The organism is Nocardiopsis quinghaiensis, assembly GCF_008638365.1.
In the GTDB taxonomy this organism is placed as follows: domain Bacteria; phylum Actinomycetota; class Actinomycetes; order Streptosporangiales; family Streptosporangiaceae; genus Nocardiopsis; species Nocardiopsis quinghaiensis.
The window spans coordinates 1-17515 of the sequence record NZ_ML703340.1; the positions used below are offsets into that span (position 1 = coordinate 1).

General features: G+C 70.9%; 12 protein-coding genes. 7 read left to right on the forward strand and 5 right to left on the reverse strand.

Annotated features, from left to right (window positions below; all coding sequences use genetic code 11):
* Positions 1-128: 128 nt before the first annotated feature.
* From FYX01_RS03190 to FYX01_RS03205, 4 genes are all read right to left on the reverse strand, one after another.
* Complete coding sequence (locus FYX01_RS03190; protein ID WP_150237346.1) at positions 129-488, reverse strand: hypothetical protein; 360 nt, start codon at positions 486-488, stop codon at positions 129-131.
* 208 nt (positions 489-696) lie between these two features.
* Positions 697-2991, reverse strand: coding sequence for an RHS repeat-associated core domain-containing protein (locus FYX01_RS03195; RefSeq protein ID WP_223830288.1), 2295 nt, complete (start codon positions 2989-2991; stop codon positions 697-699).
* Between the two features lie 371 nt (positions 2992-3362).
* Positions 3363-4307: a hypothetical protein gene (locus FYX01_RS03200; protein WP_223830289.1), complete on the reverse strand. Its 945-nt coding sequence runs from the start codon at positions 4305-4307 to the stop codon at positions 3363-3365.
* 276 nt (positions 4308-4583) lie between these two features.
* Entirely contained in the window at positions 4584-5750 is a 1167-nt protein-coding gene (locus FYX01_RS03205; RefSeq protein WP_150237350.1) for a DUF695 domain-containing protein, read from the reverse strand.
* A 131-nt stretch (positions 5751-5881) separates the two neighbouring features.
* Here FYX01_RS03205 and mnmA point away from each other — a divergent pair, with 131 nt between their 5' ends.
* The 7 genes from mnmA (at position 5882) to gatA (ending at position 15750) form a co-directional block, all read left to right on the forward strand.
* Entirely contained in the window at positions 5882-6970 is a 1089-nt protein-coding gene (gene mnmA, locus FYX01_RS03210; RefSeq protein WP_223830290.1) for a tRNA 2-thiouridine(34) synthase MnmA, read from the forward strand.
* A 164-nt stretch (positions 6971-7134) separates the two neighbouring features.
* A complete protein-coding gene (locus FYX01_RS03215; RefSeq protein ID WP_150237352.1) occupies positions 7135-7716 on the forward strand; it encodes a DedA family protein in 582 nt (193 codons plus the stop codon).
* Positions 7717-7861: 145 nt separating this feature from the next.
* Positions 7862-8905, forward strand: a complete 1044-nt coding sequence (locus tag FYX01_RS03220) for a methionine synthase (protein WP_150237354.1) — start codon at positions 7862-7864, stop codon at positions 8903-8905.
* A 53-nt stretch (positions 8906-8958) separates the two neighbouring features.
* The gene (gene ligA, locus FYX01_RS03225; protein ID WP_150237356.1) at positions 8959-11208 is read left to right on the forward strand and encodes an NAD-dependent DNA ligase LigA; all 2250 of its coding nucleotides are present in this window, start codon (positions 8959-8961) and stop codon (positions 11206-11208) included.
* 598 nt (positions 11209-11806) lie between these two features.
* Positions 11807-13858, forward strand: a complete 2052-nt coding sequence (locus FYX01_RS03230) for a putative bifunctional diguanylate cyclase/phosphodiesterase (RefSeq protein ID WP_150237358.1) — start codon at positions 11807-11809, stop codon at positions 13856-13858.
* Positions 13859-13948: 90 nt separating this feature from the next.
* Complete coding sequence (gatC, locus tag FYX01_RS03235; RefSeq protein ID WP_150237360.1) at positions 13949-14248, forward strand: Asp-tRNA(Asn)/Glu-tRNA(Gln) amidotransferase subunit GatC; 300 nt, start codon at positions 13949-13951, stop codon at positions 14246-14248.
* A gap of 2 nt (positions 14249-14250) precedes the next feature.
* Entirely contained in the window at positions 14251-15750 is a 1500-nt protein-coding gene (gene gatA, locus FYX01_RS03240) for an Asp-tRNA(Asn)/Glu-tRNA(Gln) amidotransferase subunit GatA (protein ID WP_150237362.1), read from the forward strand.
* Between the two features lie 284 nt (positions 15751-16034).
* On the opposite strand, the gene FYX01_RS03245 is transcribed toward gatA, so the two are convergent.
* Complete coding sequence (locus tag FYX01_RS03245) at positions 16035-17255, reverse strand: thioester domain-containing protein (protein ID WP_150237364.1); 1221 nt, start codon at positions 17253-17255, stop codon at positions 16035-16037.
* Between the last annotated feature and the right edge of the window lie 260 nt (positions 17256-17515).

Consider the following 17515-nt stretch of genomic DNA (forward strand, 5'->3'; position numbering starts at 1 on the left):
GTGGGTAGTGTGGGGCATCGAGGGCCTTCTGGTGCGTCGGGTAGATGTCGCAATCCACACCGATACCGAAGGCCCTCTTCGCTTGTGTCAGCCGGGGTGGGTGTTACCAACCTCCATGGTCAGTACACCTAGGTGGTGGCGGGCCCGGTCAGGGTGTGGCACTCGGCGCCCTCCTGGGGGCGCAGGTTCAGGCGCAGGTAGGGGCGTCCCTCGTAGACCAGTCCCGAACACCACGTGACGGTCATCTGGTCGGTCCTGGCCGTGGCGAGCACGTGCAGCTCGGCGTAGTCGGCGCCGGGTGCGGTGATGAGGGCGCGCACGGGCATGTCGTCGGGCAGTTCGTCCAGAGCCCGGCGCAGATCTCCGACGGTCAGTGGCTGGCCGGTCATGGTGCTTTCCTTGAGGATGAGGGGAGAGGCGGTGGTGTCGTGGAACCGGTGGTCGAGATGCACCGCTCCGCCCCGGAACTGGTAGGCGTACGTGAACATGGACAGAGTCAGTTCACAAGGAAATGCAGAACGATAGAAAGTGCAGCCAAAACTCCCACTCCCCAGAAAAGAAACGAGAGTTCTATTCCGGCTTCTCCTTTCTTCTTTTTGGGGCTGCATGGAGGCCAAGGGGCATAAATATCAGGCAGGAAGCATACATGAGCAGTCTGGTCATATTTTCGTCAAGAAAGAAATGTGGCAATATTCCTCATGTGATGTAGTCTGCGGCAACGCCACCGAAGAGGCCTCCGGCGGCGCCGATAGTTGCACCGGGAACGGCTCCAAGGTCGCCTGCCGTAGCGCCACCCGCGCCCCCGGCGACAGTGCCCGTAATCATTGTGTTAACGACGGACTTATTGATGCATTCAGTGTAGGTTTCCAGTCCGCTGGGATTGGTGTTGTTGATGGGGTCGCGCTGGGCGTAGGCGTAGTTGTTGAGTTCCTGCCGGGAGGGTGCCGGCTGGGTGAAGTTGGGGGTGGTGGTGTCGTGGAACCGGTGGTTCAGGTGCACCGTTCCGTCCTGGAACTGGTAGGCGCCGGTGTACCCGAACGGGCTCAGCCCAGCCGCTGCGGTCCCTTCCAGGCTCTCAGAGGTCCGCTCGCCGTAGGGGCTGTAGTCGTAGACCACGTCCGGCTCCTCGGCCTCGGAGCCTTCGGCGGTCAGGGCGAGCACGGTGTTCTGGTGGTCGGTGGTGTAGTGGAAGCGCTCGTTGCCGTCCCAGGCCACCATCGACACCAAGCGGCCCTCGGGGTCGCGCACGAAGCTGGTGCGCTCGCCCTCGGAGGCGATGTTGGTGACGCCCAGGGCGGTGTTGGACAGCTGCCGTTCGATCCGGTCGCCCTCGTGCACGTCGGTGACACCGCGCATCTGGGTCTGGTCGGTGGTGTCATAGCTCAACCACATGGCCAGCTCGCCGTCACCGTCATCGGAGCGCAGTGTCTGGTTGGTCACCGAGTACTCATAGACGTACTCACCCCGGGAGGTCATGTTCCCGGCCGCGTCGTGGCCCACCTCGGCCCCGCGGGCGGTGGTGACCTGGTCGGCGTCGTTGTAGGAGAACTCCTCCTCCCCTGCGCTCAGCAGGTTGCCGACGTCGTCGTAGGTGTAGTCGGTGGTGCCGTCGCTGGTGAGGCGGTCCAGACCGTCGTACGCGAAGGTCTCCGTATCACCGTTGACGGTGCGCGACTGCAACTGGTCGCTGTCGGACCCGTCGTTGTCATAGGAGTAGGAGGCCTCCACCAGACTCTGGCCGGCCGCCCCGGTGGTGGTGGTACCGGTCAACCGGCCCGAGTCGTCGTAGGTGCGCTCCTCGCTCGCCCCGTTCGGGTGGGTGGTGGACGTGCGGCGGTTGTTCTCGTCGTTGGTGAAGGTGGACTCCCCGCCTTCGGGGTCGGTGACCGTGGTCTGGCCCTCGCCGTAGGAGTAGGAGGTGGTGGCTCCGTCCTCGGTGCCGTCGGGCACCGTCAGGCTGGCCACGTCGCCGTCGTCGTTGTAGGTGAGTTCCCACACCGCACCGGTGGCATCGGTGATCGAGGTCAGCAGTCTGCCGCCGGGGCCGTTCTCGCTCTCGTGGTAGCCGAACTCGATGTCCTGGCCCGCGCGATCGGTCAGCGTGGAGGTGCCGTTCTCGTTCCAGGTGTGGGAGGTGGCCGTCTCCCCGGTGGGGCCGGTGACGGTGGCGTTCGGCCCCTCTCCCCAGTCTCCCCAGTCGAAGGTGGTGACCCGGTTCTGGGTGTCCACGATCGCGACCAGGTCTCCGTTGGTGTCGTAGTTCATCCGATGGGTTTGGCCGTTGCGGTCGGCCTGGGAGTACAGCCGCCCGTCGGCGGTGAAGGTCCACACCTGGTCGGCGTACTCGCCGCGGTGGAAGGGCAGCGCGTAGTGGCCGTTGGACAGCTCATCCAGCTCGGCGTTCAGGCCCGGGGGTGGTGTGAAGGAGCCGTCCTCTTCGATGTCGAACTCCTCGCAGTAGCCGGAAGGGCCTTGGAAGAGGATGCCGTTGCTGTAGATGCGCAAGCCCACGTCCTGGCCGTGGGACAGGCTCCAGCCTCCGTAGAGAGATTCGGAGTTGTAGAAGCTGGACACCGAAAGGTCCAGCCCCGTTCCGGCCACGGTCAGGTCGCGGTGGCGCACGACCAGGTTGCCGTTGTGGGTGTTGACCGCCAACTCCATGCGGTCGCTGATCTGGTGGCGCTCCAGCGGGTACCAGGACTGGATGCCGCGGTCATCGCCGTGACCACAGCTGAGCATCAGGGCTTCGGGGTCCTCGGCGTGGTCCTGGGCTTCGGGGACGGCTTCACCTCCGGCTCCGGGTGGGGTCCAGGGCACCTCGGGCGGCTCGCCGCCCGCCGGTTCGGTCTCGGCCTGGCCCGGCTCCCAGGTGTCAGGGGCGGGAACGGTGCGGTCGGCGGGTGAGTGGGGGTCGGCGTCGGCCAGGGCCGGGGGCGCGTACAGCAGCCCCAGGACGAGGGCGGACGCGGCCGTGCAGGTCGCCGCTGACAAGGGGATGTGCCTTCTCACGAGGGGATCGCTTCCATGATCGGGGCGTACTCGGGTCCACCCGGACACGGCGGCCTCGGTCCTGGCGAGGTCGCCTCCTGGGTGACTCAGGCACGGTCACGCTACGATCCGCGACGGCAAGATCACCATGAGTGCAGGGTGAAGGATGTGACCTCAGATGAGAGGGACTTCTGGGAAGTTTGGATCCGGGCACATCGGTAACCCGGCTGTGCCGAAACCTGTGAGCAGGCGCTTTCCGGGGAGGGAACCGTGCCCTGGGGCGGGCGCGGTTCCTCGTCCCCGTGGGCCGCCGTGGCCGGAACCGGTCACACGAGACAACAGTTACTCATAGACAACAGTGCGGTCCGGGACGCCTACGTCGTGACGGACTCCACCAGGGCGGTGCGCTCACCGGGCTGTTCGGGGCGCAGGGCCCGGGCGGTGCCGACCAGGTCGGCGGACGTGCCCGGCTGCGGGAGCAGGCTCGCCACCGTGCCGTCGTTCAGGTGCGTCCTCAGTTCGCTCGGGTGCCCCTCGGAGTGGTGCACGACCACCACCCTCCCCAGGTCGCGGCACCACGTTCCAGGGAAGCCGCACCCGGAGTGGATACCCGCCTCCGTCGAGTGCTCCCCGTCCCAGGTCAGCACGTGGAGCGGTGTCCCCTCGGCGTCGCGGTAGGTCAGGCGCAGCCCCTTGTACACCTCGTGCACCTGTGCGAGCGACCAGTCCGGATGGTCCAGCACCGCGATCGTCTGGTCGAACGACATGATCTGCGCGCGTGAGCGCTCGTCGGCGGCGTGCGCGCGTACCAGTTCGGACAGGCCGGGCAGCGCCGTGAGCAGCGCGGCGACCACCACCAGGGCGGGCAGCACCCCCGGCTGCCAGCGGTCCGGTGACCGCTGGGACAGCATCGACGCACCCATGCCCGACGTGGTGATAGCCCCGGTCAGGAACGCGGTGTTGACGGTCGTCCCCCCGGGCAGCGGCATGAACTCCGGCGCCAGGAACATGACGACCACGGGCGTGGCCATGGCGGTGGCCGTCACCAGCGCGGCCGAGGCGGCGGGGTGGTTCACCCCGGACCTCTCCAGCCACTGGTGGCCGATCCAGAACATCAGCAGGACGACCCCGACGACCACCGGCGCGAGCAGCAGGGTCCCCTGGCCCGCACCGCTCATCGTCAACGCTCTGGCGGTGTCCCACACGCCGACGGGGAACAGGGACATCAGCGGAGCACCCGCCAGGCACAGGGTGAGGATCGCGCCGACCGCGGCGACCCGGGGCCGGCCCGTGGGTGCTCGTGGCAGCACGCCGTCCATCAGACCGAATCATCCTCCTGGTGGGAATGACACGTTACGCCTGTGGGGACTTGGGGGCCAGATGCACGGAAGGGGACTCACCTTGACCCTCCCACTCCCGGGGCCGGCGACGGGTCAACGGCTGGTGTTCCGGTTCTCCACCGGATCACCCCCGCCTTCCCGCCCCGAGAGGTCCCGGGACACGGATCCCCCGCCGGCCTCCTTGGCCGGAGGGGAGTTTCGGTCCCGTGATACCCCTGCCCCGAGGAGGGCTCCCCATGCCCGGACGAGGACCCCCTACTCGCCCAGCTGACGGCGGAACGGCCTGCGGGCGGCGTTGAACTGCGACCAGGAGGGGTCCATCTGGCTGCGCAGCTTGACCTCCCCCTCCGCCCAGTCCGTCAGTACGGCCTCGAACTCGGGCAGCACACCCGACTCCGGGTCCAGGTAGTAGCGGTAGTCGCGCCTGCCGCCCACGGTCTGGCGGATGAACAGCGCGCCGTTGTCCCCCAGCACGCTGGTGACCCGGGCCTCCAGGTCGTCCAGGGCCGAGGCGGAGGCGTCGGTGGGCAGCTTGTCCTCGTCCATGTGCGTGTACGGCACGACCACCTGCACGAACAGGGTGAACGCCGGGAAGTCGCGCCGGGTCAGCGGATGGCGCAGCAGGATCTCCACCGCGCCCTGCAGCGGGATGCGGCCGTGCAGGGTCACCCACCCGCCGGAACCGCCGAGCATGTCGCCCATCTGCCGCACCACGGCGGGCATCGAGGTGGGCGGAAGCGGGTCCAGCGGCCGCTCGTCCAACGGCAGCGTCTTCCCGATCCACCTGACCATGTCGTCCTCGCCCAGCGCCAGCAGGGCGACGTGCTCGGCCAGGCGCTCGCGCGTCTGCTCGGACAGGAACATGTTGTCGGGGTGGTACACGCCCACCTCGACCTTGCCGGTGGCGTGGTCGACCCGCATGGACACCGACACGTGCGACAGGTCGAGCTCGTGGTCGTCCCAGCGGACGGTGGAGGTCAGCCGGTCGTGGTCGGCGGGACGCACCGGCTGGAACAGCCACTGGTCGTCCTCGGGGGCGGAGCGGGCCCAGCGCTCGGACTGGACGCGTGCCTCGTCCGAGCCCCCCGGGCGCAGGGCCAGGGCGTAGGAGGGGCTGTCGAACCGGGAGGGGTCGTCCAGCGCCGCCAGCTGCTCCAGGAGCTTGTCGGGGTCGACGTCCGCCGACAGGTCGAGGTCCTCCAGGCCGCCGCCACCCGGTTTCGGTGCGGGGCCCACCTCCCAGTCCATGTCGGGATGGACCGCGCGGACCAGAGCGGTGACCCGCTCGGAGACCTCGGCGGGCACGGGCTGGTCCGACTCGACCGCGCTGGCGAGCGCCTCGCGCAAGGAGGGCCAGGCGTCCCAGAAATCGGTGAAGGTCGTGGTGGAGTCGGCGGAGCGGCGACGACGGAACAGAGCCATGCCCCCGATTTTCGCAGAACCGGACGACCACCCTCGCCCATTGAGGTCCGGGTGAGTCCCCCGGCGCGTGACCCGGTCCCCGCGCCCCGGCGTGGCAGCGACCCCCGACGGGCGCATACGCTGGACGCACTATGACTTTGCGTGTACTGGCCGCCATGTCCGGCGGGGTCGATTCCGCGGTCGCCGCGGCCCGTGTGGCCGAGGCGGGCCACGACGTCACCGGCGTTCACCTGGCGCTGTCCAAGAACCCACAGTCCTATCGCACGGGCGCGCGCGGCTGCTGCACCGTGGAGGACTCCCACGACGCCCGGCGGGCCGCCGACGTCATCGGCATCCCCTTCTACGTGTGGGACATGTCGGAGGAGTTCGACCGCGAGGTCGTGCAGGACTTCGTCGCCGAGTACGAGGCGGGCAACACGCCCAACCCGTGCCTGCGCTGCAACGAGAAGATCAAGTTCGAGGCGGTCCTGGACAGGGCCGTGGCCCTGGGCTTCGACGCCGTGGCCACCGGGCACCACGTCCGCAAGGTCGACGGCCGCCTGGTGCGCAGCGTGGACGAGGCCAAGGACCAGTCCTACGTGCTGGGCGTGCTCACCGCCGAGCAGTTGGAACACGCGGTCTTCCCGCTGGGCGACTGCACCAAGGAGGAGGTGCGCGCGGAGGCGGAGCGTCGCGGTCTGTCGGTGGCCGACAAGCCCGACAGCCACGACATCTGCTTCATCGCCGACGGCGACACCGCGGGCTTCCTCAACCGGCGCATCGGCGAGAGGCCCGGCCCGATCCGGGACGAGGACGGCAACGTGGTGGGCGCGCACAACGGCGCGCACACCTTCACCGTCGGCCAGCGCAAGGGCCTGGGGCTGGGCGGAGCGCCCCATCCCCGGTACGTGCTGTCCATCGAGCCGGTCGACAACACCGTCACGGTGGGGCCGCGCGCCTCGCTGCGGGTGGACTCCATCACCGGGGTGCGCCCGGTCTGGAGCGGGTCCGAGCCCCTGACCGAGCCCACCGAGTGCCACGTGCAGCTGCGCGCCCACGGAGAGGTCTACCCGGCCACCGTGTGGCAGGGCGAGGGCGGCGACGGCCCCGAACTGACGGTTCGGCTGGCCGAGCCCGCCACGGGTGTGGCCGCGGGCCAGGCCGTGGTGGTCTACGAGGGGGACACGGTGCTGGGGTCGGCCACGATCTCCAGCACGTCCAGGGTGAAGGCTCCTGCCTGAGGGCTTCCCGGTCCCGGCGCCGCCCGGTACGCCCGGCCCGAGCGAGGTCGGGGGCCGTGGCGGTGGCGGAGTGGGGACCGCCACCCTGATCCGGAACCCGCGACCCCTTGCCGAAGTTAGGTAAGGCATAGCATAGTTGCGGGGCGAGGTAAGGGAGCCTGCCCATGCCGGAGTTCGGATTTCTCGACGGCCAGCCATTCTGGATCGTCTACTTCACGCTTCTCGGCGTGATCCTGTGCCGTGCCCAGGCCACGTACTGGATCGGACGCGGACTGGGCGCCGGGGTGAACCGCAGCCGCATGGGCAAGAGGCTCGGCTCCAGGATGGACGCCGCCCGCCGGCGCATCGACCGCTACGGCGCCCCCGTGGTCACCCTGAGCTTTCTCACCGTCGGCGTGCAGACCGCCGTCAACCTGGCCGCGGGCGCCATGCGCATGCGCTTCCCGCGCTACCTCGCCGCGATGTTCGTCGGCTCGCTGGTCTGGGCGGGTATGTGGGGTGTGGTCATCGGCGGCCTGGTGGGCACCTGGTGGTCCCTGTTCCTGCACTCGCCGTGGACGGCGCTCGGCGCGGGCGTGCTCGCCTTGGCGGCCGTGGCCCTGCTGGTCCTGCGGGCCCGCCGCTCCGGTGCCGCCGGTCCCGCGGACGCCGTCGACGCCACCGACCCCTCCGGCCCCGCGGACGCCGTCGGCTCCCCGGAGGACGGCACCATCGGTCCTCGCAGCACACCCACGGGCCGATACTGACGGGCCGGGTGCGTCCTTCCTCCCGTTGATCTTGCTCCCAGCGGCACCGTCGGCGGTCGGGAGTGCCACCAAGAGCAAGACCATCCGGGTGGGGGCGGGATTTCGGACGCGCCACCCGTCCCGCGTTGCCCTAACCTTGGGCGATGTGAGCCAACAGAAGCCTTATCCCTGGCCCGACGCCTCATCCACCGGAGTAGGGTCCTGGCCCGGTGAGGATCCCGACGAGGCCATGCGCACCGTCCTCGGTGAGCTCCCCGACCTCCCGCACCTGCCCGAACTGCCCGGGCGCGGTGTCGGCGCCGACATGGTCGGCCGCACCGGCGGCCTCCTGGCGGAGTTCCCCATCGAGGTCCAGCCCAGCGGATGGCGGGTCGTCGACGCCCCGGGACGCGACCTCGGCCGCGCGGCCAGCCTCATGTCCTACGACCTCGACGCCCTCACCGAGCACGCCCACGACTTCACCGGCACCCTCAAGGTGCAGGTCGCCGGGCCGTGGACCCTGGCCGCCTCGATCGAGTTGCGCAACGGCCAACGCCTGCTCTCCGACCCCGGTGCCTGCCGCGACCTGGCCGAGTCGCACCTGGAGGGCGTCCTCGCCCACCTGGCCGAGGTCCGCAAGAGGGTCCCCGGCGCCCGGCTCCTCGTCCAGGTCGACGAGCCCTCCCTGCCCGCGGTCCTGCTCGGCTCCCTGCCCACCGCCAGCGGCTACGGCCGCCTGCCCGCGGTCGACCGGGTCCGGGCCGAGGCCTCCCTGCGCGTCCTCTTCTCCGCGATCGCCGAGACGGGGGCCGTCCCCGCCGCGCACTGCTGCGCCCCCGGGGTCCCCGTGGACCTCCTGCGGCGCAGCGGCGCGGCGGTGCTCAGCCTCAACGCCCTTCTCCTGACACGCGACCACGACGAGATGGTCGGCACCGCCGTGGAGGAGGGGGTCGGTCTCCTGCTCGGCGTGGTCCCCTCCACCGACGACGGGACCCCCGCGCAGGCCGCCCGAATGTCCGACCCCGTCGCTATCGTCGATCCTGTTCGCGAGTTGTGGAACCGGCTGGGATTCTCCCCTGACCTGCTCTCCCGCGCGGTGGTCACCACACCCACGTGCGGGCTCGCGGGCGCCTCGCCCGGGCACGCGAGGGTGGCACTGGCCGTCTCCCGCGACGGTGCACGGGTCCTGCGGGACGAGCCCCGCGGATAGGCGCCGGGAGTCCGCGACCGCAGCAGGCGAGCACGAGAGCAGAAAGGTAGCGAGTGAGCGCTCCCGACACCACCACCGACATTCCCGACGAGGTACGCGCACGGCACACGGAGCTGTGCCAGGAGCTGGACGACCACAGCTACCGGTACTACCTGGGCAACCCCGTCGTCTCCGACGCCGAGTACGACACCCTCATGGGCGAGTTGCGCGGCATCGAGGAGTCCTGTCCCGCCCTGGTCACCCAGGACTCACCCACCCAGAAGGTCGGCGCGCCCATCAGCGTCGACTTCGCCGCGGTCGAGCACCTGGTGCGGATGGAGAGCCTGGGCAACGCCTTCGACGTCGACGAGCTCAACGCCTGGGCCGACCGCGCCAGCGCCGAGGTGCCCGTCAACGGCTACCTGTGCGAGCTCAAGATCGACGGCCTGGCCGTGGACCTGGTGTACGAGAAGGGACGCCTCGTGCGCGCCGCCACACGCGGCGACGGCCGGGTCGGCGAGGACATCACGCTCAACGTGCGCACCATCGACGCCGTCCCCGAGCGGCTGGACGAGAGCGTGCGCCCCGCACCCGAGCTGCTGGAGGTGCGCGGCGAGGTCTTCCTGCCGGTGGAGGACTTCGGCAGGCTCAACGAGGGCATCACCGCCGCGGGGCACGCCCCCTTCGCCAACCCCCGCAACGCCGCCGCCGGTTCGCTGCGGCAGAAGGACCCCCGCGTCACCGCGACCCGGCCGCTGTCGATGATCGTGCACGGCGTCGGCGCGTACTCCCCGGCGCTGGACGGCGGCGGGGACGTGGCCTTCACCAGCCAGTCGCAGGCCTACCGCCTGCTGGGGGAGTGGGGCCTGCCGATCAGCGACCTCTACAGGGTCGTCAGCACCATGGACGGGGTCCGCGAGTACGTCTCCCACTACGCGGCCCACCGCCACGAGCCCGCCTACGAGATCGACGGCATCGTCATCAAGGTCGACGACTTCGCCCTCCAGCGGCGCCTGGGCTCCACCAGCCGCGTCCCGCGCTGGGCGATCGCCTACAAGTACCCGCCCGAGGAGGTCACCACCCGCCTGCTCGACATCAAGGTGGGCGTGGGCCGCACCGGCCGCATCACCCCCTACGGCGTCATGGAGCCGGTGGTCGTGGCCGGGTCCGAGGTCGAGTTCGCCACCCTGCACAACGCACGCGAGGTCGAGCGCAAGGGCGTGCTCATCGGCGACACCGTCGTGCTGCGCAAGGCGGGCGACGTCATCCCCGAGATCGTCGCCCCGGTGGTCGACCGCCGCGACGGCACCGAGCACGCCTTCACCATGCCCGAGTTCTGCCCCGAGTGCGGCACCAGGCTCGGCGAGCAGAAGGAGGGCGACGTCGACCTGCGCTGTCCCAACGCCCGCTCCTGCCCCGGCCAGCTGCGCGAGCGCCTGTCCTTCGTGGCCAGCCGCAAGGCCCTGGACATCGAGGCGCTGGGCTACGTGGCCGCCACCGCACTCACCCAGCCGCTGGAACCCGCCGAGCCGCCGCTGCGCGACGAGGGCGACCTGTTCGACCTCACCGTCGACAAGCTGCTGCCCATCCGCACCCACGTGCTCGACCCCGACACCACCGAGCCCAAGACCGACCCCAAGACCGGTGAGCCCAAGGTGGTGTCCTTCTTCGCCAACAAGAAGGGCGAGCCCAAGAAGACGGTCGAGAAGCTGTTCGAGCAGCTGGAGGAGGCCAAGTCCAAACCGCTGTGGCGGGTGCTGGTGGCGCTGTCCATCCGGCACGTGGGCCCGCGCGCGGCCGAGGACCTGGCCCGCCACTTCCGCTCCATGGACGCCATCCGCGAGGCCGGCGAAGAGGAGCTGGCGTCGGTGGACGGTGTCGGCCCGGCCATCGCCGCCTCGATCCGCGAGTGGTTCGCCGTGGACTGGCACACCGAGATCGTGCGCAAGTGGGCCGCGGCCGGGGTGCGCATGGAGGACGAGGACGACGGCTCCCGGCCGCGCCACCTGGAGGGGGTCACCGTCGTGGTGACCGGTTCCCTGGAGCGTTTCAGCCGCGACGGCGCCAAGGAGGCGATCGCCGAGCGCGGCGGCCGGGCCACGTCGTCGGTGTCGAGGAAGACCGGTTTCGTGGTGGTCGGTGACAGTCCCGGCTCCAAGTACGACAAGGCGGTCAAGCTGGGGGTTCCGGTCCTGGACGAGGAGGGTTTCCGGGTGCTGCTGGAGGCCGGCCCGGACGCGGCCGCCGCCAGGCGGATCAACCCCGAGCCCGAGGAGACCGGCGAAGAGGAGGCCGGGGCCGGGAACGAGGAGACCGAGGCCTGAGGGGCCGGGGCCTGAGGGGACCGACCCCGCCGGATCCGGAGCAGGGGAGCCGGTTCCGGACCCGGCGGGATCGAAACCGGCGGAACCCGGAACCGGTGGGGCCCGAAGAGCGATAGGTGCGGTGGGGGCGGAGCCGGCGCCCCGGGGCCAGGCGCTTCCCGCCCGCTGTCGGGCCGGGGGATCCGCGTCCTGACGGGAACCCCTCCGGGGCGTGCGGGGACCGCGGGCCGGCAAGGCTCCTCGGCCGGTGCGCGGAGCTGACCGGTACGGATGCTCACGACCGGAGGAGGTGACCGAATATCCCCTTCCCCTCGGGATGGTGGGACCCTGGCCGCGCCGGGTCCGCGGACGTGCCGGGTCTGGGTACCTTTTCGGCACTTCCTCATCCCACACAGTCTTCGTCCTGGTTAACTGATAGTCCATGATGCGCGACACTTGGTGACGAAACCGCGTAAGGTGGACGTAGTAGGCCTGGATGTGGGCGCATCCAAAACCAGGATTCGGTCATGAGGGGTGACCGGGTTCCGGACACTCCAACAATCAGGAGCGGCGGTGCTGCCAGCGGCCCCGTTCCGCGGCCCCCTCACGAGGACCAGGCATGAAGGATCCCATCAGCACGAGGGACATCGGCCCCCGGGTCGGAACGCCGCTGTGGCTGTACATGCTGGGCACCACGGCCGCCGGGGCGGGACTGCTCGCCCTCTCCGCCCTCGGCCTGTCCGTGGACGAACTGCGCACGCTCGCCATCCAGCCGCTCATCTGGGTGCTGCTGTGCATGATCGTCCTCGGTGAGCTGCGGCCCGTCTCCATCCCCGGTCAGCCGCCCGGTAACGGAGTGCCCACCTCCCTGCCCTTCTCCTTCGCGCTCGTCATCCAGTACGGGTTGCCCGTGGCCGCCCTCATCCAGGTCGTGGCCACCCTCGTCGCCGGGTTCGCGCGCGGCCACGCGTCCCACCGCGCCGCGTTCAACGCCGCCCAGTACACGCTCTCCCTCGGCGTCGCCGACGCCGTCCTGCGCCTCCTGGTGCCCGTGCTCGTGCAGGGCGCCCGGTTCTCCGCCGCGGGGGAGCTCGCCACCGTCGCCCTGGCCGGAGCCGCCTACTTCGTGACCAACCGCGTGCTGGTCCTGTGCGCCGTGGCCATGCACGAGCGCATCTCCCTCCGGCAGACCATGTCCAGGGGGCTGGGACAGCAGGCCCGCATCAACGTGGTCCTGCTCAGCCTCGCCCCGCTCGTGGTCGTGGCCATGAACCACTCGGTGCTCTACGTCCCGCTGTTCGTCCTTCCCCTCGGCGCGCTCTACACAAGTGCCCTGCTGTCGGTCAAACGCGACCACCAGGCCAACCACGACGAGCTCACCGCGCTGGCCAACCGCAAGCTCCTCACGGTCCGCGCCCGCCAGGAGATCGCCCACGCCCGGCAGCGCGGCGGCGGTGTCGTCGGCCTGCTCCTGCTCGACCTGGACCGGTTCAAGGAGGTCAACGACACCCTGGGCCACCCCATCGGCGACCGCCTCCTGCAGACCGTCGCCCGCAGGCTCACGTACAGCGTCCGCCCCGGCGACCTCGTGGCCCGGCTCGGCGGCGACGAGTTCGCCGTCCTGCTGCCCCAGATCCGCGACACCGCCGCCGCCCACGAGGTCGCCTCCCGTCTCAACGGCGCACTCACCGAACCCGTCCGCATGGACGGCATGGAGTTCGACCTGCAGGCCAGCATCGGCATCGCGCTCTTCCCCCACGACGCACCCGACTTCGCGCTCCTCATGCAGCGCGCCGACGTGGCCATGTACGTGGCCAAGGCCGACCGCACCGGCGTGGAGTCCTACGACCCCGGCAAGGACCGCAACTCCACCGCACGGCTGAGCCTGTACGGCGAACTGCGCCGAGGCCTGTCCGAGGGCGCCCTGGAGATGCACTACCAGCCCAAGGTCAGCCTGGACGACGAGCACCCCGTCGGACTGGAGGCCCTCGCCCGCTGGCGCCACCCCAGCCGCGGCCTGCTCACCCCCGAGGAGTTCATGCCGGTCGTGGAGCAGTCCAACCTGTGCCGCGCCTTCACCGCCCAGGTCCTGGACATCACCCTGACCCACGCCGCCCTGTGGCGCGACGAGGGCATGGTGCTGCCCGTCGCCGTCAACCTCGGCGTGCGCGAGCTCCTCGACCCCGAGCTGCCCGACACCGTCGCCGCCGCCCTGCGCGAGCACGGCGTGGAACCCCACCAGCTCGTCCTGGAGGTCGGCGAACACGCCCTGATCACCGACCCCGACGCCGCCACCGAGGCCGTCCACCGGTTCCGCGGCCTCGGCGTCGGCCTGGCCCTGGACGACTTCGGCACCGGCCACTTCACCCTCGCCCAGCTCGCCGGGCTGCCCCTGGACGAGGTCAAGATCCACGAGTCCTTCACCGCGCGCCTGGTCGACCGGTCCGGCGGCGGCCACACCGTCGTCCGCGCCGCCATCGCCCTGGTCAAGGCGCTGGGCATGCGCGCCACCGCCGAGGGCGTCCAGAACGCCGAGCTCGTCCGCGCCGCCCGCGACACCGGTTGCCAGTCCGCCCAGGGCCGCTACTTCGCGCCGCCGCTGGCCGCGCGGGAGGTCGCCGGCTGGGTCGCCGCCCGCGACGGCGGCACCGCGGCCGACACCCGCGTCTGATCCACCCCGTTCCCGACCGGCACCGGGACCGGCTTCGGAGCCATAGGATTGGTGCCGATAGTCCTTCCGCCGAAGAAACGGTTCGCATTCATGACCGCCATCACCCGCGATGAGGTCGCACACCTCGCCCGGTTGTCGCGGCTGGCGCTCGACGAGAGCGAGCTCGACACGCTCGCCGCCCAGCTCGGTGACATCCTCACCGCCGTGGCCAAGGTGCAGGAGGTCGCCCAGGGCGACATCCCGCCCAGCTCGCACGCCCTGCCGCTGACCAACGTCTACCGTCCCGACGAGGCCAGGCCCGGCCTCGCCCACGACCAGGCCATGGCCGGCGCCCCGGCGGTGGAGGACCAGCGCTTCCGGGTCCCGCGGATCCTCGGGGAGGAGGGGTAGAGGTGAGCGACGTCATCAGCATGACCGCCGCCCGGCTCGGCGAGGCCATCAAGGAGGGCAGGGTCTCCTCGGAGGAGGCCACCACCGCCTACCTGGACCGGATCGAGGCCGTGGACGGCGAGATCAACGCCTTCCTGCACGTGCGCCGCGAGACCGCGCTGGACCAGGCCCGCGCGGTGGACGCCCGTCGCGCCGCCGGTGAGGAACTGGGCCTGCTCGCCGGTGTGCCGGTCGCCCACAAGGACGTGTTCACCACCAAGGACATGCCCACCACCGCCGCGTCCAGGATCCTGGAGGGCTGGCAGCCGCCCTACGACGCCACCGTCACCGCGCGCCTGCGCGAGGCCGGGCTGGTCCTGCTGGGCAAGACCAACATGGACGAGTTCGCCATGGGCTCCTCCACGGAGAACTCCGCCTACCAGGTCACCCGCAACCCCTGGGACACCGACCGCGTCCCGGGCGGCTCCTCCGGCGGCTCCTCCGCGGCGGTGGCCGCGTTCGAGGCGCCCCTGGCCACCGGCACCGACACCGGCGGCTCCATCCGCCAGCCCGCCGCCGTGTGCGGCCTGGTCGGCGCCAAGCCCACCTACGGCGGCGCCTCCCGCTTCGGGATGATCGCCTTCGCCTCCTCCCTGGACACGCCGGGCCCGTTCGCGCGCAACGTGCTCGACGCCGCACTGCTGCACGAGGCCTTCTCCGGGCACGACCCGCGCGACTCCACCTCCATCGACGCCCCGGTCCCGCCGGTCGTGGACGCCGCCCGCCTGGGCGACATCGAGGGCCTGCGCGTGGGCGTGGTCAAGGAGCTGGACGGCGACGGCTTCCAGCCGGGTGTGCGCCAGCGCTTCCACGAGACCCTGGAGCTGCTGGAGTCCCTCGGCGCGAAGGTCGTCGAGCTGTCCTGCCCGAGCTTCGACGCGGCCCTGTCGGCGTACTACCTCATCGCGCCCAGCGAGTGCTCGTCCAACCTGGCCCGGTTCGACGCCATGCGCTACGGCCTGCGGGTGGGCGACGACGGCACGCGCAGTGCCGAGGAGGTCATGTCGCTGACCCGTGCCCAGGGCTTCGGCCCCGAGGTCAAGCGCCGGATCATGCTGGGCACCTACGCCCTGTCGAGTGGCTACTACGACGCCTACTACGGCAGCGCCCAGCAGGTGCGCACGCTGATCAAGCGCGACTTCGACGCCGCGTTCGAGAACGTGGACGTGCTGGTCTCGCCGACCACGCCGACCACGGCCTTCCCCATCGGGGAGCGCTCCGAGGACCCGATGGCCATGTACCTGGCCGACCTGTGCACGATCCCGTCCAACCTGGCCGGGAACGCGTCGCTGTCGGTGCCGTGCGGCCTGGCCCCGGAGGACGGCCTGCCCGTGGGCTTCCAGGTCATGGCCCCGCCCCTGGCCGACGACCGCACCTACCGGGTCGCGGCCGCGGTCGAGCGCGCGCTGGACGAGCGCGACGGCGCCCTGCTGGCCCGCAGCCCCTACGCGGTCGGCCGGTAGGAGCGGCAGGCCCGCGTCGGCACCGCGGTGCCCGTCGCCCCGGGAGGGGCGGCGGGCACCGTTTTCGTTCCGCTGCCCTCCACCGCCCGCCAGGACGATCGCGTCGGCCACGGAGGGACCGGTCGGAGCCAACGGGCCCCCGGCGCGGGCCACCCGCTCACGCCGGGAGCGTGTCCTCGCGGGGCCCGGGCGCGGAGCGTGGGTTGCACGGCGAAGGGCCCGTCCCGTGGTCTTCCACGGGACGGGCCCTCAGGCACTACCGCTGTGAGGCGGCCGGAAGGGGTCTAGCCCTCCAGGTCCCCGGTGTTGGCGGCCTTGCGCTTGCGGCTGAGGTAGATGGCTCCGCCACCGGCACCCAGGGCTGCCACACCAGCGGCGACCAGGCCGGCGAGCGCTCCACCGGTCACCGGCAGGGTGGGCTCGTTCTGGTCGTCGGCGGGAGCGGACGGCTTCTCGCTGGGCTCGCTCGGCTCGTCACTCGGCTCCGGGGACTCGCTCGGCTCGTCACTCGGCTCCGGGGACTCCTCCGGCTCGCTGGGCTCGGGGGACTCCGGCGGGGTGACCTCGCCCTCGGCCCAGGAAGCGGACGCGGACGCGGAGACGGTGACCTCGCCGTCCTCGGCGGTGATCAGCGTCTGGGTGTCGGCCTTGTCCGACTCACCCCTGAACAGACGGCCGGTCTCGACGGTGACGCTGTTCTCCAGGGAGAACTTGGCCTGGCCCGCCTCGGCGTCGGCCGGGACGGAGAAGCCGACCTTGTCGCCGCCGTCGACGGTCTCGACGGGCTCGTTGCTCTCCAGGTCGATCAGCGTGACCCCGTCGGGGGCCTCCAGGTGCACCGGGACGTCGGTGCTGTTGGTCTCGATGAGGAACTCACCGACGGTCTCCCCGGCCTTGCCGGAGGCCTCGCCCGGAGTGATGCTCAGCGAGGGGTCGGGCTGTCCCAGGTCCTCGGCCGTCTCGACGAGGTAGTCGTAGACGTCCTTGACCCCGTCGGGGCTGTTGGAGGTCAGGTCGGCGCCGTTGCTGAAGTGCCAGATCGCGGCCTGGGTCGCGGCGAGGGCCTGCTTGTCACCGAAGCGGCGGTTGTCCACCCCGGCGGCCGCGGCCAGATCCGCGGCGCTGAGCTCCGGGTAGCTGTTCTGGAGGATCCAGCGCACCTTGGCGGGCTCGGCGAAGTCGCCCTTGCCCGGGTAGTTGGCCCAGTCGTCCTCGCGGTACCAGGCACTGCTGCGGATACCGGTCTTGAGGTCGATGCAGTATGTCGTCAGGACGGTGTCCTCTTCGATCTTCAGATTGAAGAGGGTCGTTCCGACGGTCGTGCCGTCCATCTTGACCTGGACGCCGCTCTCGGCGTTGCCGACGTACTGGGCACGGGCGGAGCCGTCATGGGTCTCCGGGTCGGCGGCCGCGGGTGCGGCGGCCAGGCCGAAGGCCAGGAACGCGGCGGCGGAGGCGGCGAGGCCGGTGCGCCCGACGGTGCGGGGGAGGGAGGAAATACTCAAATCGTGTCCCGGTGTGTTCTAGAGGTAACCGGATGGGATCGTCCGCCCACGGGGTGGTAAGGCCGAGGGGCGGAAGCGGTGGCCACAGCACGGCGGCGACTGGGAGCCTGTGCCGCCTTTGCGTTCGTTCGTTCCGAGGAGTCACCACGTCGGGGTCGGGGGTGTGGCGCCATGTGGGGTGGCGCGATCTTCCGGAGTGGGCTCGCTGTGAAGCGGGAACTGATCGCACTTGCCGTGGTGTGCCAACGCCCGCCTGATAC